Annotated in this window: 15 protein-coding genes; 5 read left to right on the forward strand and 10 right to left on the reverse strand. The window is 68.6% G+C overall.

From position 1 onward, the window contains the following. The first annotated feature begins 688 nt into the window (after positions 1 to 688). Both FAB82_RS15205 and FAB82_RS15210 read left to right on the forward strand, forming a co-directional pair. Positions 689 to 1741, forward strand: coding sequence for an AAA family ATPase (locus tag FAB82_RS15205; RefSeq protein ID WP_168801612.1), 1053 nt, complete (start codon positions 689 to 691; stop codon positions 1739 to 1741). A gap of 3 nt (positions 1742 to 1744) precedes the next feature. Beyond that, positions 1745 to 2851: a ParB/RepB/Spo0J family partition protein gene (locus FAB82_RS15210; protein ID WP_136535382.1), complete on the forward strand. Its 1107-nt coding sequence runs from the start codon at positions 1745 to 1747 to the stop codon at positions 2849 to 2851. Positions 2852 to 3004: 153 nt separating this feature from the next. Here the strand turns inward: FAB82_RS15210 and FAB82_RS15215 are convergent, their stop codons facing one another. Continuing rightward, complete coding sequence (locus FAB82_RS15215; protein WP_168801613.1) at positions 3005 to 3580, reverse strand: GNAT family N-acetyltransferase; 576 nt, start codon at positions 3578 to 3580, stop codon at positions 3005 to 3007. A 308-nt stretch (positions 3581 to 3888) separates the two neighbouring features. On the opposite strand from FAB82_RS15215, the gene FAB82_RS15220 reads away from it, so the two are divergent. After that, positions 3889 to 4407, forward strand: coding sequence for a hypothetical protein (locus tag FAB82_RS15220; RefSeq protein ID WP_136535384.1), 519 nt, complete (start codon positions 3889 to 3891; stop codon positions 4405 to 4407). 273 nt (positions 4408 to 4680) lie between these two features. Here FAB82_RS15220 and FAB82_RS15225 read toward each other — a convergent pair whose 3' ends face one another. Both FAB82_RS15225 and FAB82_RS15230 read right to left on the reverse strand, forming a co-directional pair. Continuing rightward, positions 4681 to 5649: a D-alanine--D-alanine ligase family protein gene (locus FAB82_RS15225; protein WP_136535385.1), complete on the reverse strand. Its 969-nt coding sequence runs from the start codon at positions 5647 to 5649 to the stop codon at positions 4681 to 4683. Further along, positions 5646 to 6893 (reverse strand): aminotransferase-like domain-containing protein, encoded by a 1248-nt coding sequence (locus tag FAB82_RS15230; RefSeq protein ID WP_136535386.1) that lies wholly within the window; start codon positions 6891 to 6893, stop codon positions 5646 to 5648. The genes FAB82_RS15225 and FAB82_RS15230 overlap by 4 nt, the downstream gene beginning before the upstream one ends. A gap of 187 nt (positions 6894 to 7080) precedes the next feature. Between FAB82_RS15230 and FAB82_RS15235 the strand changes: the two genes are divergently transcribed. Continuing rightward, the gene (locus FAB82_RS15235) at positions 7081 to 7755 is read left to right on the forward strand and encodes a GNAT family N-acetyltransferase (RefSeq protein ID WP_136535387.1); all 675 of its coding nucleotides are present in this window, start codon (positions 7081 to 7083) and stop codon (positions 7753 to 7755) included. Positions 7756 to 7804: 49 nt separating this feature from the next. Here the strand turns inward: FAB82_RS15235 and trxA are convergent, their stop codons facing one another. From trxA to murJ, 6 genes are all read right to left on the reverse strand, one after another. Beyond that, positions 7805 to 8116: a thioredoxin gene (gene trxA / locus FAB82_RS15240; RefSeq protein WP_136535388.1), complete on the reverse strand. Its 312-nt coding sequence runs from the start codon at positions 8114 to 8116 to the stop codon at positions 7805 to 7807. 203 nt (positions 8117 to 8319) lie between these two features. Continuing rightward, positions 8320 to 9252, reverse strand: a complete 933-nt coding sequence (gene trxB / locus FAB82_RS15245; RefSeq protein ID WP_136535389.1) for a thioredoxin-disulfide reductase — start codon at positions 9250 to 9252, stop codon at positions 8320 to 8322. Between the two features lie 191 nt (positions 9253 to 9443). Continuing rightward, positions 9444 to 10169 (reverse strand): hypothetical protein, encoded by a 726-nt coding sequence (locus FAB82_RS15250; RefSeq protein ID WP_136535390.1) that lies wholly within the window; start codon positions 10167 to 10169, stop codon positions 9444 to 9446. After that, the gene (gene sigM, locus FAB82_RS15255; protein ID WP_136535391.1) at positions 10166 to 10948 is read right to left on the reverse strand and encodes an RNA polymerase sigma factor SigM; all 783 of its coding nucleotides are present in this window, start codon (positions 10946 to 10948) and stop codon (positions 10166 to 10168) included. The genes FAB82_RS15250 and sigM overlap by 4 nt, the downstream gene beginning before the upstream one ends. Positions 10949 to 10958: 10 nt before the next feature. Continuing rightward, positions 10959 to 12431, reverse strand: coding sequence for a protein kinase family protein (locus tag FAB82_RS15260; protein ID WP_136535392.1), 1473 nt, complete (start codon positions 12429 to 12431; stop codon positions 10959 to 10961). Positions 12432 to 12514: 83 nt separating this feature from the next. Beyond that, the gene (murJ, locus tag FAB82_RS15265) at positions 12515 to 14245 is read right to left on the reverse strand and encodes a murein biosynthesis integral membrane protein MurJ (RefSeq protein WP_136535393.1); all 1731 of its coding nucleotides are present in this window, start codon (positions 14243 to 14245) and stop codon (positions 12515 to 12517) included. A gap of 30 nt (positions 14246 to 14275) precedes the next feature. Between murJ and FAB82_RS15270 the strand changes: the two genes are divergently transcribed. Further along, positions 14276 to 15700, forward strand: coding sequence for a CCA tRNA nucleotidyltransferase (locus FAB82_RS15270; RefSeq protein ID WP_136535394.1), 1425 nt, complete (start codon positions 14276 to 14278; stop codon positions 15698 to 15700). Here the strand turns inward: FAB82_RS15270 and FAB82_RS15275 are convergent. Beyond that, complete coding sequence (locus FAB82_RS15275; RefSeq protein WP_136535395.1) at positions 15591 to 17108, reverse strand: glycosyltransferase family 87 protein; 1518 nt, start codon at positions 17106 to 17108, stop codon at positions 15591 to 15593. The two genes, FAB82_RS15270 and FAB82_RS15275, sit on opposite strands and share 110 nt — an antisense overlap. Positions 17109 to 17153 lie beyond the last annotated feature (45 nt).

A 17153-nucleotide genomic window follows, 5' to 3' on the forward strand; every position in this document is an offset into this window, starting at 1 on the left:
TTGGGTGGCAAGCCCGTTGGGTGGCAAGCCGGCGGGCCGTGGTTTGTTCTCTGGGTTCGCCCGGCCGTCGAACCAGCTTGCGGCCCAAGATGATGTGCCTCACCGGTACAGGCGTGCAGGGCGAAATTCCTGTCATACCCCGCGGGTATTCTTGAATGAAGGGGTCCCCCGGGCGGACAAATCCGCATTTTTCAGCTTTCACCTTTTGCCATGCGGAAGCTAGGGGTTCGATTCCCCAGAGCTTCACCGTCGGGCAACGGCGTCGCGTGCAAGCGTCCACTGCGGCGTTCACGTCATTGGGCTAGTGTATGGCTCGTAAGCTTCTCCGAACGGGGTCGATGTTTCACGTGAAACATTCGGCCCGTACTCTGTGGCGGTGAATGTGCGCGACCCCCTTCCCCCCGAAGATCGTGAGCACCAAAGCTCCCTCGGCAGCGATATCCCGGCCGAGCGCCGTATCAAGGACGTCCTTGATGCCGCGGTGAGCGAGGAAGAACCAGCTCCTCGTCGGCGCAGATACCGAGAAAGTTCATCGCTCTCGGGTGGCGCAGCTGGGACGTTCGGGTCCGTTGGGCCAGAATCGGTTCCTAGGGAGACCAGTGACGGCCCCGGCGCTGCTGCTGGGAATCCCGATCCGGACTTCCGCAGTGAGAACGATCTGTCGAGTGACGGCGGGGAACGGGACGGGATGCGCAAGTCCACATCGCAACGAGGGAGGTCCGGACGCCACACGGCTCCGGAGAGCACGGCCGCGGGCAAGGACGCTGCTCCCGCCGAACCGAAGGGCTACCAGCGGACGGCGGTGGAGGAGCAGACGGGGGAGATCCCCCAGCAGAACGATCCGCTCGATGACGACCTCCCGCTGGCCCGCGAGGCCCAGCGCGCGGTCCGCGTCCTCAATCCGTCCGGGAACATCACCATGCCGCGCCCGCCCAAGCGGCGGGTGATCGCCGTGGCGAACCAGAAGGGTGGCGTCGGTAAGACCACCAGTGTGGTCAACCTCGCGGTCGCCTTGGCGCTGCACGGGAACCGTGTCATGGTGATCGACCTCGACCCGCAGGGGAACGCGTCGACCGGGTTGGGCGTCGAGCATGGTGCCGGTACTCCGAGCGTCTACGAAGGGCTTGTCGACGGCATTCCGGTAGAGCAGATCGCGCAGCGCGTCGAGGGAATTCCCTCGCTCCAATGCATTCCGGCCACCATTGACCTCGCCGGCGCGGAGGTCGAACTCGTCAATGTGGTCGCGCGCGAGGGCCGACTCCAGAAGATGATCGACGGCTTCAGCGGCGAACTCGACTACGTCCTCATCGACTGTCCGCCGTCGCTCGGACTGCTGACCGTCAATGCCCTCGTTGCGGCCGCAGAGGTGCTTGTCCCGATCCAGTGCGAGTACTACGCACTGGAGGGTCTGGGGCAGCTGCTGCGCAATATCGAACTGGTGAAGGCGCATCTGAACTCGCGCCTTCGGGTCTCGACCATCCTGCTGACGATGTACGACAAGCGAACCAAGCTCGCCGACCAGGTCGAGCAGGAGGTGCGCGGACACTTCAGCGAGCTCGTGCTCGACTCGGTGGTGCCGCGCAGCGTCCGACTCTCCGAGGCGCCCGGCTACGGCCAGTCGATCATGACGTACGACCCAGGCTCGCGAGGAGCGACAAGCTACTTCGAAGCGGCCGAGGAGATCGCCCGACGCGGCGCGAAACTGAGCCGGCGGCAGCAGACCAATAAGGGCGGGAACTAGTCGATGGCGGCGGCGAAACGCGGAGGACTCGGTCGCGGGCTCGGGGCACTCATCCCCACCGGCCTGGCCGAGAGCACGACCAACGAAGCTGAAGAAGAAGAGGCGGTCCCCCAGGCGACGCCCGCTCCCCGGAAGGCGGCCCTGGTCGAGCGCAATGTCGAGCGCAATGTTTCACGTGAAACATCGCGCGCGGCGGTGGTGGAGGAGGAGAAGCCCACGGCCGATGTTTCACGTGAAACATCGGCCGACGACGGGGGTCTCGTTCCCGTTCCCGGTGCCAGTTTCCGGCTCATCCCGATCGCGGACATCGGCACGAACCCGAAGCAGCCGCGCCAGATCTTCGACGAGGAGCACCTGGCCGAACTCCAGACTTCGCTGTCGGAAGTCGGCCTGCTCCAGCCGATCGCGGTCCGCGAGCGGGCCGAGGGGGAAGGGGCGCACGACGGCGCCAAGTTCGAACTCGTCATGGGCGAGCGTCGTCTGCGGGCCGCCACCGCGCTCGGCTGGGAGACGGTCCCGGCAATCATCCGGCGCACCGCCGACGACGAGCTGCTGCGCGAGGCGCTGCTGGAGAACATTCACCGCGTCCAGCTGAACCCGCTCGAAGAGGGCGCGGCCTATCAGCAACTGCTCGAAGAGTTCAACGTGACGCAGGACGTGCTGGCGAAGCGGATCGGCCGCAGTCGCCCGCAGATCTCCAATATGATCCGGCTGCTGAGCCTGCCTGCCCAGGTGCAGTCGAAGGTGGCGGCCGGAGTCCTCACCGCGGGCCACGCGCGGGCGCTGCTCGGTCTCGACAGCGGCGACACCCAGGAGCACATCGCCGAACGGATCATCAGCGAGGGCCTGTCGGTGCGAAGCACCGAGGAACTGGTGACGGCCTGCCGCCTGGAGGAGAAGCCGGAACTGGACGAGCCGCCCGTCGGCTCCCCGCGGCCCGCGAAGGACCGCATCAAGGCCCCCGGTCTGGAGGAGCTGAAGGACCGGCTCTCCGACCACTTCGAGACCAAGGTCGGTGTCACCTGGGGTCGTAAGAAGGGCAAGATCGTCATCGAGTTCGGCTCGCTGTCGGACCTGGATCGCATCGTCGAGCAGATCGGCGTCGAATAGCCGGTCAGCTCGGTACTCAGACACGACAAAGCAGCGGGGCGATGTTTCACGTGAAACATCGCCCCGCTGCTTTGTCAGTCGAATCTTGAGAGCGGCATCGCCGCCCGGTCCCGCCGCTGCGGGTCCCCTGTGGCCAGATGGTTCAGGTCTGGCTTAGGAGAGTTCGCGCCACATGATGATGTCGTCGCGGTAGTCATCGTCGGCCACGCGCACCGCGCGCGGGAGGCGGCCGACCTCGCTGAAGCCGTGGCGCCGGTAGAAGGCGTCGGCTCCGGTACCCGAGCGAACCTTGAGGGTCAGCGCTTCGAGCTTCAATTCTTCGCATGCCACACGGTCGACCGCAGCCAGGAGCTTGCCGCCGAGGCCGCTGCCCTGACGCTCCGGATCGACCTGAACGTGGCGGATGGTCCGCCATCCCTGCCGCGGCGGGCTGTCGTTTGATGTGAGGACACACCAAGCGACAATGGCGGCTCCTTCCTTAAGAGCGACCAGCGTGTCAGTCTGGTCGATCACTCGCGCGAGAATGGAAACGGTGTGAGGGCGGACCTCTTCAATGTTCACCGGCGGAACGAACCCGACGGAACCGCCGGCGTTCGTGACCCGTACCCAGAGGTGGCTGAGTTCATCGACGAGCGCGGCGGTGACCGGCGGATCCACCAGAACAGCGAGGTCGTCGCCCTGAACGGGCGACGCCTCCGGCGTGGAACTATCAGTCACTGTTGCTTGCACGCCTACCAGCTTGCCCTAAGCCCCCTACCCCGCGACAGTCCCTTCCCGCCATATGGGCGCACGTCACTATCCGGCGCGAAAGCCTGTGTCTGCCCGAGATTTGCCCGATTCATGGGATATACGGACCGCTGGAGGCGGGGGATGGGGTGAATTACTCCAAGAGGTGGATTCCGGTGGTTTCCAGACTCGCGTCCATGGGGTATTTTTCGGGGGTGGCATCAGCGAGTACCCCCGGCCAAAGTCCAACGCCCAACCAAGCCAACCAGAGCCGAACTCCGCCGAACCAACGCGGAGGCGCCCGTCCCGGGTTGCCGCCGTTCGTGGAGTGGCCCGCCTTCCCGTTCGAGGGCGACCTCCGGCTCAAGCAACTCCAAGCACCTGTGGCCGCCGAGCCGCCGCGCCGAGGCGACCGTCAGGAGCAGTGCTCGGCCTGCCATACGCCCGACACGGCCTATCTGTGGACCGACGAGCGGTGGCGCCTGAAGAGCCCGCCCGCGCCGACCGGACTGCCCGTGGTGGTGATCCTCGAACCGCGCGCGCACCTGGACCTCGGGGACCTCTCCACGATGCACGCCGCCGAGCTCGGGGTGCTCACCGTGCGCCTGGAACGGGCGATCCGCTCGCTCGAAACCGTCGCGCAGGTCCACGTCAATCGCTGGGGAGATGGGACCGCCCACCTCCAGCAGTGGTTCCTGGCCCGGCCCCACGGCTACCTCCAGCTGCGAGGACCGTTCATGACGATGTGGGACGAGATCCTGCCGCCGGTCGAGGAGCACGAGTGGCAGATGAATCTCGAGTACATAGCCGCCTGGCTCGCCGACGACTGAGTTCTGAAAACCGAGTCCCGAATCCCGAAGACCGTGGTTCAGCACCCGAAAGTAAGCCTTGTGACCTGCGGAAACGATGTTCTGTCACACCCCCTCCCTACACTTGACTCCAGGGGTCCCTTAGGGGGTATTTATCATGATAATTCCGCTTTCATGTTTAGCGGCATGAAAATCCCTCTCGGTGGATGAGCTCCGTACAGCAAGAATCCGGGTGGATGTTTCACGTGAAACATCCACCCGGATTTCGTCGTCAGTGGTTCGCCCGCGGGCGGGTCAACCTCGGGCGAGGGCCAGTCGCACCATCGTCGCCAGGGCCTCGCCGAAGTCGAGGCCGGCGGCCTCGATCGCCATGGGCAGCAGCGAAGTCTCGGTCGTACCCGGGGCGACGCTCGCCTCCAGGACCTGGATGTCGCCGGCGTCGTCGACCATCACGTCGACCCGCGAGAAGTCCCGCAGCCCGAGCGTCTCGTGCACCGCCACCGCGATCTCGGCGATCCGCTCGGCCGTGCCCGCCTCGAGCGCGGCTGGGACCGTCCAGCGGGTAGCCCCGGGGTTGTACCGGGCCGCGTAGTCGTAGTCGCCCTGCAGCGGCGCGATCTCCACCGGCGGCAGCGCCACCGGTCCGTCGCCGAGGTCGATGACGCCCACGGCGATGTCGCGGCCGTCCACGAACGATTCGATGAGCGCCTCGTCGCTGTAGGAGAAGCAGCCCATCATCGCCGACGGGAAGTCGTCCTCCTTGCGCACGGCGTGCACCCCCAGCCCGGATCCGCCGGAGTTGGGCTTGACGACCAGGGGCAGGCCCATGCGGGTCGAGATCCGGTCGAGCAGCTTGTGCGCGCCGAAGTCCGAGAACGCCTGACGGGGCATCGTCACCCAGTCGGGCGTCGGGATGCCCGCGGTGCGCAGCAGGTCCTTCGCGGTCGACTTGTTCCAGGCGCGACGAGCGCCCACGGCGCCGGTGCCCACGAACGGAATGTCGGTCAACTCCAGCAGGCCCCGCAGCGAACCGTCCTCGCCGGGCGCGCCGTGCACGAGCGGCAGGACCACGTCCGGCGGGAACTCCTGCAACGCCGGCAGCAGCTCGCTGTCGGGGTCGCGGATCTCGCATTCGATGCCCCGGCGAGCCAGCGCGGCGGCGGCCCGGCGGCCGGACTTGAGCGAGACCTCGTGCTCGTACGACATGCCGCCGGCGAGGATCAGGACCCGCCGGTCCGAGCGCGGTGCGGATGCATTGCTCATGCGCTGCCTCCCGCGAACGTGTCGCGCAGTTCGATGTCGCCCGCGACCACGCCGGCGAGGCGGCGGACACCCTCGCGGATGGACTCCGACGACTGGGTGGAGAAGTTCAGACGCATCTGGCTGCGGCCGTTGCCGTCCGCGTAGAAGCCGGTGCCCGGGACGTAGGCGACGCGTTCCTGCAGGGCGCGCGGCAGCATCGCCTTCGAGTCGAGCCCGTCGGGGAGGGTCGCCCACACGAACAGGCCGCCGCCGGGTTTCGTCCAGCTCATGCTGCCCGGCATGTAGTCGGTGAGCGCGGCCAGCAGCGCGTCGCGCCGGTCGCGGTAGAGCGTCGCGAAGACCTTCACCTGCTGGCGCCACTCCATCTCGGTGAAGAAACGCAGCGCGGCCTCCTGAATGAGCGCGGACGGGCACAGGATGGCCGCCTCGACGGCCAACAGCAGCTTGTCGCGCACCGCCGGCGGGGCGAGGACCCAGCCGAGCCGCAGCCCGGCGGCGAAGATCTTGGAAACGGTGCCGAGGTAGATGACGCCGCGTTCGACGCGGGCGCGCAGCGGCGCGGGCGGGGCACCCTCGAACGAGATCATCGAGTACGGGTCGTCCTCGATGATGAGGAGGCCGTGGCGTTCGGCGATCGCGAGGATCTCCTCGCGCCGCTCCTCGGAGAGGGTGACGCCGGCCGGGTTCTGGTAGGTCGGCACGGTGTAGAGGAACTTCGCTTGGCGGCCTTCCTTTTTGAGTCCGGCGAGGGACTCTTCGAGGCCGGCGGGGATCAATCCGTCGTCGTCCATCGGCAGGTGCCGGACGTCGGCCTGCGCGGCCTGGAAGACGCCGAGCGCGCCGACATAGGTCGGGCCCTCGGCCAGGACGATGTCGCCGGGGTCGAGGAAGGTGCGGGCGAGCAGGTCGAGTCCCTGCTGCGCGCCGTTGGTGAGGACGAGGTCGTCGGCCGAGGCGCGGACGCCGGAGAGGTCCATGACGCCGCACAGGGCCTCGCGGAGGGCGGTGCTGCCCTGGCCGGGGCAGTAGCCGAGCGCGGCCGCACCGTCCTGCTGGAGGAGGCGCGTGAACATCTCGCCGAGCTCGTCCATGGGGAGCGCGGCGGTGTAAGGATTGCCGCCCGCGAGCGAGACGACCTCGGGGCGCGATGCCACCGAGAAGAGTGCCCGGATCTCCGACTGTGCCATCCCGTGCACCCGGGATGCGTAACGACCGGTGTAATCATCGAGTGTTGTACCGGACACGCGGAGACCTCCTTCAAGGTTCCTATTCGCCTTGGCGGGCTTGTGTGCTGCGGTTTCGTTCACCGAAGCACTCGCTCGGTCCACCCTACGGGAACCGGGCGCTGATCGACCCACTCTACTAGCACACCTGGTTCGAGCAGGGCGTGTTTTCCGTCATGTGGACCGTGAGCCGACGTAGGCTTATCGGGTGCATCGGCGCATGGTCAACCTCACCCTCGACTCCTTGGACGACCTTCCGAGGCGGTGCCGGACGTGCGTGTTCTGGGAGCTCTCGCCGATCTGCGGGGAGGCGGCCAGCGATGTGGGCGACCCGGGCCTGGAGAAGGAAGCCTGGCTGTCGCAGACCCTGCTGGAGTGGGGCGGATGCGGCCGCATCGCCTTCGAGGGCGACAGCGTCGCCGGATTCATCACCTACGCTTCGCCGAAGTTCGTGCCCCGGTCCGTGGAGTTTCCCTCCGGGCCGGTGTCGCCGGACGCGGCGCTGCTCATGACGGCGTTCGTGGCTCCCGCCTTCACGGGGACGGGGCTGGGGCGGCAGTTGGTGCAGACGGTGGCGGCCGACGTGGCGCGCAAGGGGATCTGCGCGATCGAGACGTTCGGCGATGCCCGCGGGGAGTCGAACGCGTGCCTGGTGCCGGCGGACTTCTTCCGCTCGGTGGGGTTCAAGACGGTGCGCCCGGACCCGCGCTATCCGCGCCTGCGCCTGGAGCTGAAGTCGGCCCTCGACCGGAACGCTGAGGCCGCGGAGGCGTTCGAGCTGCCGCAGAGCGTGGAGTGGTTCAAACTCGACGACTCCGAACTGGAGCAGTTCTTCGAGGAGAAGACCGGCGGGCGTCCCCGCTACGACGGTCTCGGCGACTGACGGCGAAGGGCGCAGCCGAACGGCTGCGCCCCACTCGCTTTGCGACCTGTTATTTGGTCAGGAACTTGCGGATGGCCGCCTTGGGGTGGGCACCGATCATCTGGTCGGCGGGCTGGCCGCCCTTGAACAGGATCATGGTCGGCACGCTCATCACCTGGAACTGGCGGGTGATCTCCGGGTTCGCGTCGGTGTCGATCTTGCGGAACTCGATGTCGCCGAGTTCGCCCGAGAGTTCTTCGAGCACCGGGGAGACCTTCTTGCACGGGCCGCACCAGGTGGCCCAGAAGTCGACCAGGACCGGCTTCTCGTTGTCCAGCACCTCGGCCTGAAAGTCGGTGTCGGTGACTGCTTTGATGGCCATTGGCATCCTCCTATGTATCGCTGTTTGACCGAGGGGCGATCCAGGGGGTGTTCAATGACCCCTGACGGCCGTTATCCGGCCCATTTGCCCGCTCGCTTCGTTGTCGGCCCTCCAGATCCAACACCGGGATCTGGAGGGCCTTCCGCCTTGCGAGCGAACAAATGGACTCGGATACCGACTCGCCGGGGGTCATTGAACACCCCCTAGTCGCCCAGGCTGGAAACGAAGCGCTCGGCGTCGAGCGCTGCGGCGCAGCCGGTGCCGGCGGCCGTGACCGCCTGCTGGTAGGTGTGGTCGACGAGGTCGCCCGCGGCGAAGACCCCTTCGAGGTTCGTACGGGTGGTCGGCGCGGCGACCTTGACGTAGCCGGCGTCGTCGAGTTCGACCTGGCCCTTGAACAGCTCCGAGCGCGGGTCGTGGCCGATCGCGATGAACACGCCGGTAACCGGCAGCGAGCGCTTCTCACCGGTAACGGTGTCGACCACGTCGATGCCCGCGACCTTGCCGTTCTCGCCGTTGATCTGCTCGACCGTGGTGTTCCACTCGACCTCGATCTTCGGGTTGGCCAGGGCGCGCTCGGCCATGATCGGGGAGGCGCGGAAGGCGTCGCGGCGGTGCAGGATCGACACCTTGGAGGCGAACTTCGTCAGGAACGTCGCTTCCTCCATGGCCGAGTCGCCGCCGCCGACGACGGCGATGTGCTGCTCGCGGAAGAAGAACCCGTCGCAGGTGGCGCAGGCGGAGACGCCGCGTCCCATGAGCTCGTCCTCGCCGGGCACGTGCAGGTGCCGGTAGGCGGAGCCGGTCGCGAGGATGACGGACTTGGCCTGGTACTCGGTCTCTTCGACCCAGACCTTCTTGATCTCACCGGTCAGGTCGACCTTGGTGGCGTCCTCGGGGACGAGCTCGGCGCCGAAGCGCTCGGCCTGTTTGCGCCAGGAGTCCATCAGGTCGGGGCCCATGATGCCGTCGGGGAAGCCGGGGTAGTTCTCGACCTCGGTCGTCTGCATGAGGGCGCCGCCGAACTGGGAGCCCTCGAAGACGAGCGGGCGCATATTGGCGCGGGCGGTGTACAGCGCGGCGGTGTAGCCGGCAGGGCCCGAGCCGATGATGATGACGTCGCGGATCTCGCTCACCGGATTACTGCTCCTCAGCGTGGTTTCGGCTGCCCCCAAGCCGCCCCGCTGGGGCGGGGTCGGGAGGCTGACTGCTTCAACGCCATCCTAAGGACCGGAAATTCCGTGGTTCGCGCCTGTGGCGGGCTTGTGACAGGCGAAAACCCCTTTTGTGTGCAACCTCACGCACTGAAGGGCACATAGCCGCCGAATCAGGCTTCGCGGTCGAGCTCGTCGATGGTGCCGTCGGCGCAGGCGGGGCCGACGGCCACGGCGATCTCGCCGGAGTCGGCGACGAGCAGCGCCACCACGGCGGGTTCGGACTCGAAGCGGGCGAAGTCGACCGCGACGAGGAGCCCGTCGTAGCGCCCGGCGAGGGCGTCCTGGCAGGCCTGCCAGAAGTCGCCGCCTTCGGCCAGCGGCGCCAGTTCCTCGGGGACGGCGCCGGTGGTGCTCGTGGTGCTCTGCGAGCCGAGACCGCGGAGCGCGTCCAAGAGGTCGCCGTCGCCGGTGTAGTCGGTGCCGGTGGCGAAGGTCTCGACCTCGGCGGACTCCTCGACCTCGTCTTCAGCCTCGGCTCCGGGCTCGGAGCGTTCGGATTCGTCGGCGAGGGTGTCGTCGCTGAGGTCGGCGGTGGCTCCGGCGTCGCTCGAGGGGGCGTCGTTCACGACCTGGAGGGCGACGCCGACGCCGCCGACGGTCAGCAGGATGGCGGCGGTGGCGCTGATGAGGGCGTAGCGGACCCGCTTGGGGCGCAGGCGTTCGGCCCAGGTGGCGAGGAGGCCGTCCCGCTCGCCGTGGTGGAGGGTGTCGGCGGCGGGCAGCTGGTGGAGGACGCGGTCGAGCCGGGCCTGGACATCCGCGGGGAGGTCGTCGTATTCGCCGGAGGCGGCGCGCAGCGTCTCGGTGACGCGGGTCCGGTCGTGCTGCTGGCTCATCGTCGGCCTTCCTCCTTCCATGCGGGTCCGGCCTGGCGGGTTGCTCCTGGTTCGACGCCGTGCCGTGGCTGCGGGTTCCCACCGCCCGGCTCGGGCCGGGCTTCGGCTGGTCCGGCCGGGTCGAATTCGGGCAGATCGGCGGCGATGCGCTTGCGGGCGCGGGAGGCCCGGGACTTGACGGTGCCGGGCCGGACCTTCAGGATCGCGGCGACCTCGTCCACGGGGTAGCCGAGCATGTCGATGTAGACCAGGACGGCCCGCTGCTCGAAGGGCAGCTGCGCGAGGGCGCGGTGGACGCTCAGCCGCAGGGTGACGTTTTCTGGACCAGTCTCTGGGCCGGTCCCGCCGGAGGCGGGTAGCAGGTCGTCGGCGAGCGGGACGGTGGGCCGGCGGGCGGCGGAGCGGAGCCGGTCGAGGCAGGCGTTGACGACGATGCGGTGCAGCCAGGTGGTGACGGCGGAGGTGCCGCGGAAGGAGCCGGCGGCCTGGTAGGCCTTGATCATGGCGTCCTGGAGGGCCTCGGCGGCGTCCTCGGGATTGGCGAGGGTGCGGACGGCGACGGCCCAGAGCCGGCCGCGGTGCCTGCGGAACAGCTCCCCGAAGGCGTCCCGGTCGCCGGCGACGTGGCGGGCGAGCAGGTCGGCGTCGGCGACTTCGTCGGTGCCGAAGTCGCCTTCGCGGGCGTTGCCTTCGGACGAGGGTCCGCGTTCACTCCGGTTCGGGTGGTGGCGGTCCGACGGGCGGGCGGGTCCGCGTTCGGGCTGGCGCGGGGCGGGCATGGGGGCCGGCCTACCGGACGAACACGTTGATGTCTGAGACGGTGAGCTTGTAGCCGCCCTGCGAGGTCGGCAGTTTCGTCACCCAGATCACCAGGTACCGGGTGGCCTCCTCGCCGCCTTGCAGCTCGACGTTGGTGTCGGCGTCCTCGACCGGTTCGGCCATGACCGACCAGTCCTCGGCGATCGTTCCATCGCCGTCGGAGTCGTTGCCGGGGTCCTCGGATCCGGAGAGCAGCCCGACGGTGGCGCCGGCGCTGGTCATCTGGATGCGGACCGAGGCGACCTCGACCTCCTCGCCCAGGTCCACGAGGATGCCCATGCCGGGCTTGAGATTGCCGAACTCCGGGGAGTTGTAGGTGTCGGTGGACCAGCCGGTGGCGGCGTTGTCGTCGATGACCTGCTCGGTGCCCTCGAGCTCGGTGCGGCTGCCCGGGGGCGGGTCGACGACGCGAATGTCCTCGGGCGACAGTTCGGCCTCGGTGGGCCCGGCAGCGTCCGTTTCGGTCTCGCCCCCGTCATCGTCCTCGCCGGTGTCGGCGGTGTCGGTCAGGCCCAGGTTGTCGTCCCCCGACGCCGGGTCGTCGCCGCCGCCCCACACGAGCGTCGACGTGACGACGCCGAGGAACACGACCGCGGCGACGATCGCGGCGATGAGCGCGAGGCGCTTCATGCCCGCGGGCGGGGCCTCGGCGCGGGCCGGCGCCCCGGTGCCCATGGCTTCGAGCGGTCCGGCGCCGCCGGTCTCGGCGAGCCGGCGCAATTCGACGGCGAGCTCGGCGGCCGAAGGCGGGGCCTCGGCGGTGTCGAGCAGGTCGGCCGTGAGGCGGGAGAGCGAGGCCGGGACGGCGGGTTCGATCGTGGCGGCGTCGATGACGCGGCCCCAGTCGTCCACCCGGGCGTCGGCCAGGCCGGTGTTCTCGGCGGGCACGACGCGCGGCCAGGCTCCGGTCAGGCAGGCGTAGAGGGTCGCGCCGAGCGCTCGGACGTCGCCGACCGGCGTGTGTCCGGGCTCGTTGCGCGGCTCGGTGACCATGACCCGGTCGTCCTCGGACAACAGGATCGAGCCGGGTTGCAGGTTGCCGTGGGTGACGCCGCCTTCGTGGAGGGCGGCGACCGCGTCGGCGACGGAGGCGACCAGTTCGATCGCGTGGCTCGGCGCCAGCGCCTGCTGCGCCAACACGCCGCGCAGGGAGGAGCCGTTGACCCATTCGCGCACGACATAGGCGAAGCGGCCCTCGTCGACCGCGTCGTACACGTCGACCATCGAGTCGACGTGCGTGCGCGAGGCCGCGACGGCGGCTGTCATGGTGGGGGAGGCGGATTCGCCGCCGGGAGAGCTCAGCACCACGGCGACGCTGCGGTGCAGGAGGACATCGACGCCGCGCCACAGCTGGCGGTGGCCGCCGGTGCCTCCGACGTGCTCTTCCAGTCGGTACCGCTCCGCGAGCAGGTCGCCCACGGAGGGAACTTCGACGGTACTCATGATGCGGGGTCCTCCCCTCTAAATGCGACCCTGCGGGGGTCGTGCCAGCCGGGGGCCGGGCACACGTATGGATGGTACTTGCCTCATCGTCGCAGTTTTGCGCGCACCGTTGTCTGGAGCGACGTCATCTCAGTGACGCGCAATACCAGGCACACGGCGATGTAGACGCCGAGCAGGACCGTGCCCAGCGCGAACGATGCCAAGAGCTGCCCGAGCTTGTCCGAGGTGCCGCCGTCGGCGAGGTCCGCCGGCCACAGCATCCACAGTCCCCACGCGCTCAGGCCGGCAATGGTTGCGGCTAGAACGGTGCGAATCAGTCCCATTGCGACTTTTCGCATCCCCAGCAGGCCGACGCGCTTGCGCAGCAGCGACATCGACAGCAGCAGGCTGACCAGGTAGGAGACGCCGTTGGAGGCGAGGAGTCCGACGATGACCCACTGGGCCGGAAGCAGCGCGAACGCCAGCAGGTAGCCGCCGATGCGGATCGCGATGACCGGCAGGTTGAAGATGGCGACTGCGCGGGTGTCGGTCTGGGCGTAGAACGCGTAGATCTGGAGCTGCGAGATCGAGAACGGCAGCAGGATCACGCCGACGACGGCGAGCGCCTGACCGGTCGCGAGGGCCTGCTGCGGCGTGTAGACGCCCCACTGGAAGATGGCCAGGCCGATCGGCTCGTGCAGGGCGACGAACGCGGCCCCGATGGGCACCAGCAGGAACGACGCCATGCGGATGCCGCCGGAGAGGTGCTCGGCCAGTTCGGGCCAGCGCTTGTCGTCGGCGGCGCGGGTCATGCGCGGCATGAGCGCGGTGATGACGGAGACGGCGACGATGCCGTGGGCCATCATCATCATCAGGTAGGAGTTGTTGTAGACGGTCGCGCCCGGCACGAACACGCCCAGGTCGGCCGTCCGTTCGGGGTCGCTGGCGGCGTTGGCGATCTTGATGGCGGCCATGACCGCGATCTGGTTGGCGGCCACGAACAGCAGGGTCCAGGCGGCCAGGTTGCGGATGGTGCGGAGCGGCAGGGCCGAGAAGTCGAAGCGCGGGCGCCAGCGGAATCCGGCCCGGCGCAGCGCGGGGGTCAGGCACAGGACCTGGATGACGACGCCGGCGGTGGTGCCGCCGCCGAGCAGCAGGAGCATCCCGGTGGTGACGTCGCTCGCGGAGTTGAAGACCTCGCCGTTGGCGTCGGGGACCGCGTCGCGGGTGAACACGAAGTAGAAGACGGTGCCGACGGTGATGACCACGAGGTTGTTGATGATGGGCACCCACATGGGGGCGCCGAAGCGCTCGCGGGAGTTCAGCACGCCCGAGAGGATCGCGAACAGTCCGTAAAAGACCAGCGCGGGCAGCATGAGGTAGGACAGCTTCGTGACCAGGTCCACCTGCACGGGCTCGGACATGCCGACGGCGATGAGCGGGGCGGCGAGGGTGACGACGAGCGCGGCGGCGCCGAGGACGAGCGCGGCGAGGGTGAGCAGGCGGTGCGCGAAGGCGTCGCCGCCGTCGGGGTCGTTCTTGTGGGCCTTGACGAACAGCGGCAGGATGATCGAGGCGAACACGCCGCCGAGGACGAGCTCGTAGATCATCTGCGGGAAGTACTGCGCGGTGGTGTAGGAGTTGCCGAGGAGGCCGGCGCCGATGGCGGCGGAGATGACGACGGTGCGGCCGAATCCGGTGACGCGGCTGACGAGGGATCCGGCGCCCATGAGGAGGCTGGAACTGACGACGCTCTTGCCCTGTCTGGAGGGCCCGGGCCCCGGTGGCGGAGGTGCCGCCGAGCCGTTGCTCGGTCGCGCGCTACTTTCGGACATTCGTGGTTACTCCGCTAAACTTGCCCGGCGATGTCTGACAACAGTAGCGGTAACCAAATCACAGTCCCGTCCGTAGCCGACGACTTGGGTCGTCTCTTCTCGGAGGCGGGTTTCGAGTTGCATCTGGTGGGCGGTTCGGTGCGGGATGCCGTCCTGCGCAGGGAGACCAGCGACCTGGACTTCACCACGGACGCTCGCCCGGAGGACACCGAGCGGCTACTGAGAGGCGCGTGCACGGTCGTGTGGACGACTGGGGCCGAGTTCGGGACGATCGCGGGGATGTTCCGGGGCCACCAGGTCGAGGTGACGACGTTCCGCGCCGACGCCTACGACCGCGTCAGCCGCAATCCGATCGTCCGCTACGGCGACAATCTTACCGATGACCTGGAGCGGCGCGACTTCACGATCAATGCGATGGCCGTGTCGGTTCCCGGCCACGTCTTCACCGACCCGTTCGGCGGGATCGGCGACCTGACCCGCCGCACCATTCGCACCCCCGCCTCGCCGCAGTCCTCGTTCGCGGACGACCCGCTGCGGATGCTGCGCGCGGCCCGTTTCGCCGCCCAGCTCGACTTCGCGATCGATCCGGAAACCCTTGCGGCCATGCGGGACATGTCCGCCGAGCTGTCTCGCATCACCGCCGAGCGGATCCGGGAGGAGCTGGTCAAGCTCCTGCTCGCGCCCGATCCGGCCCTGGGCCTGCGGGTCCTGGTCGACACCGGCTTGGCGGAGGAGTTCCTGCCGGAGGTGGGGGCGCTGCGCATGGAGATCGACGAGCACGCCCAGCACAAGGACGTCTACGAGCATTCGCTTCAGGTGCTGCGCAATGCGATCGACTCCGAGGACGACGGTCCGGACCTGATCCTGCGTCTGGCGGCGCTGCTGCACGACATCGGCAAGCCGGAGACGAAGGGCGTCACCGAGACCGGCAACGTCACGTTCCACCACCACGACGTCGTCGGGGCGCGGTTGGCGCGGGGGCGGATGCGGGCGCTCAAATTCCCCAAGTCCGACGTCCAGGCCGTCTCGCTGCTCATCAGCCTGCATCTGCGCTTCTACGGCTACGGGGATGCCGGGTGGACCGATTCGGCGGTGCGGCGCTACGTCACCGACGCCGGCGACCAGCTGGAGCGGCTCAATAAACTGGTCCGCTCCGACTGCACCACCCGCAATAAGCGCAAGGCCGAAAGGCTTCGCCGCGACTACGACGCGTTCGAGGACCGCATCGCGCGCATCCGCGCCGACGAGGACCTGCGGGCCGTCCGGCCCGACCTGGACGGCAACGCGATCATGGAGCTGCTCGGCCTGGAGCCCGGCCCGCAGGTGGGCCGGGCCTGGCAGTTTCTCAAGGAGCTGCGACTGGAGCGGGGTCCGGTTCCTCGCGATCAGGCTGAGGAGGCGTTGCTGGAGTGGGCCCGGTCCGAAGGGATCGGACCGCGTCCAGACGCGGACTGAGGATCTCCCGCACCACGAAGGCGCACATGGTGGCGACCGCGAGCCACCGGAACGAAGCGGCGGCCAGGAACATCCACTCGGGGATGCCGCGCCCGTCCTCGGCCGAGACCTGGAGCATCTTGCCGTAGAACGCGGCGAAGTAGCACAGTTCGGCGACCTGCCACACCAGGAACATTCCCCACTGGGGGCGGGCCAGGACGACCAGCGGCAGCAGCCACAGCACGTACTGCTGCGACCAGACTTTGCCGAACAGCAGGAATGCGGCGACGACGAGGAAGCACAGCTGCGCCAGGCGCGGCACCGTGTCGGGCCAGACCTTTTTCACTGCGCCGGTGAGCGATTCGGCCCCGCGGCTGCGCCCGGCGAAGTAGCCGAGGGCGGCGATGCCGATGCACGACAGGGCGAACAGCAGCAGGTACCGGTCGTTGACGTATTCGGCGTCCCACAGCTGCTCCCAGCCGGTGATGCCGCGCAGCACGTACCAGCCGGTGCCCCAGTCGACGGGGCGCTCGGAGTTGAGCTCGAAGAACCGCAGCCACGACTCCGGCCACAGCGCCGCGACGGGCGCGTTGATGACCGCCCAGGTGAGCGCCGCGGTCGCGGTGGCCTGCAAGGCCGGCGTCAGGCGGCGCCGACGCAGGGCGAGGATGAGCAGCGGGCCGATGAACAAGAGCGCGTAGAACTTCGCGGCCACCGCCAGGCCCAGGAAGAGGCCGGCGACGACGGGCCGGTCCCGCTGCCAGTACAGGAAGAACGGCATGGCGAGCGCGACGGCGAACAGGTCCCAGTTGACGGTGGCGGTCACGAGGATGATCGGCGCGGCCGCCAGCATCATCGCGTCCCATGGCCGTGACGGCCGTGAGAACACCTGCGACGCTTCGGCTTCGGTGCCGTGGAGGTCGGTGCGGCGGTTGTCCCTGCGGATCAGGTACGTGACCGCGATGGCGGCGGTGCCGCAGGCGATGAGCACGATCGCGTTGAGGTGGTAGAAGATCGGGCCGCCGTCGACTCCGGCGATATTGCCGATGCGGAAGGCGATCTGCCCCAGAATTCCCATGAACCAACCGGTCAGCACCGGGTACTCGACGGGGTGGTCGCGGTAGGGGACCGCGCCGAGGTCGAGTTTCTCGGCGCCCCACAGCGCCCGGATGTCGGTGTAGCAGGCCTGCGTGTACTGGTTCCAGTCCAGCCAGCCCCCGGCGGCGCACGGGTACTTCTGTAGCCAGGAGATCGCGAAGGCGACCAGTCCGGTGAAGAGCATGATGCGCAGCGGGGTCCAGAAGCGGCGCTGGGGCGGGTCCGTGGCGTGGTCGCCCAGGGGCCCTCCGATGAACCCGGACGCGAAGCGCGCGAGGGCGTCGGTTCGGGTGGGGGCGGCGATCTCGGCGGTGGGACGCGACAACGGCATGGGACACATTCTGTCCCATGCCGTCGTCCGTGTCATCTCGGCCGA

It is taken from the genome of Glycomyces buryatensis (genome assembly GCF_004912275.1).
In the GTDB taxonomy this organism is placed as follows: Bacteria; Actinomycetota; Actinomycetes; order Mycobacteriales; family Micromonosporaceae; genus Glycomyces; species Glycomyces buryatensis.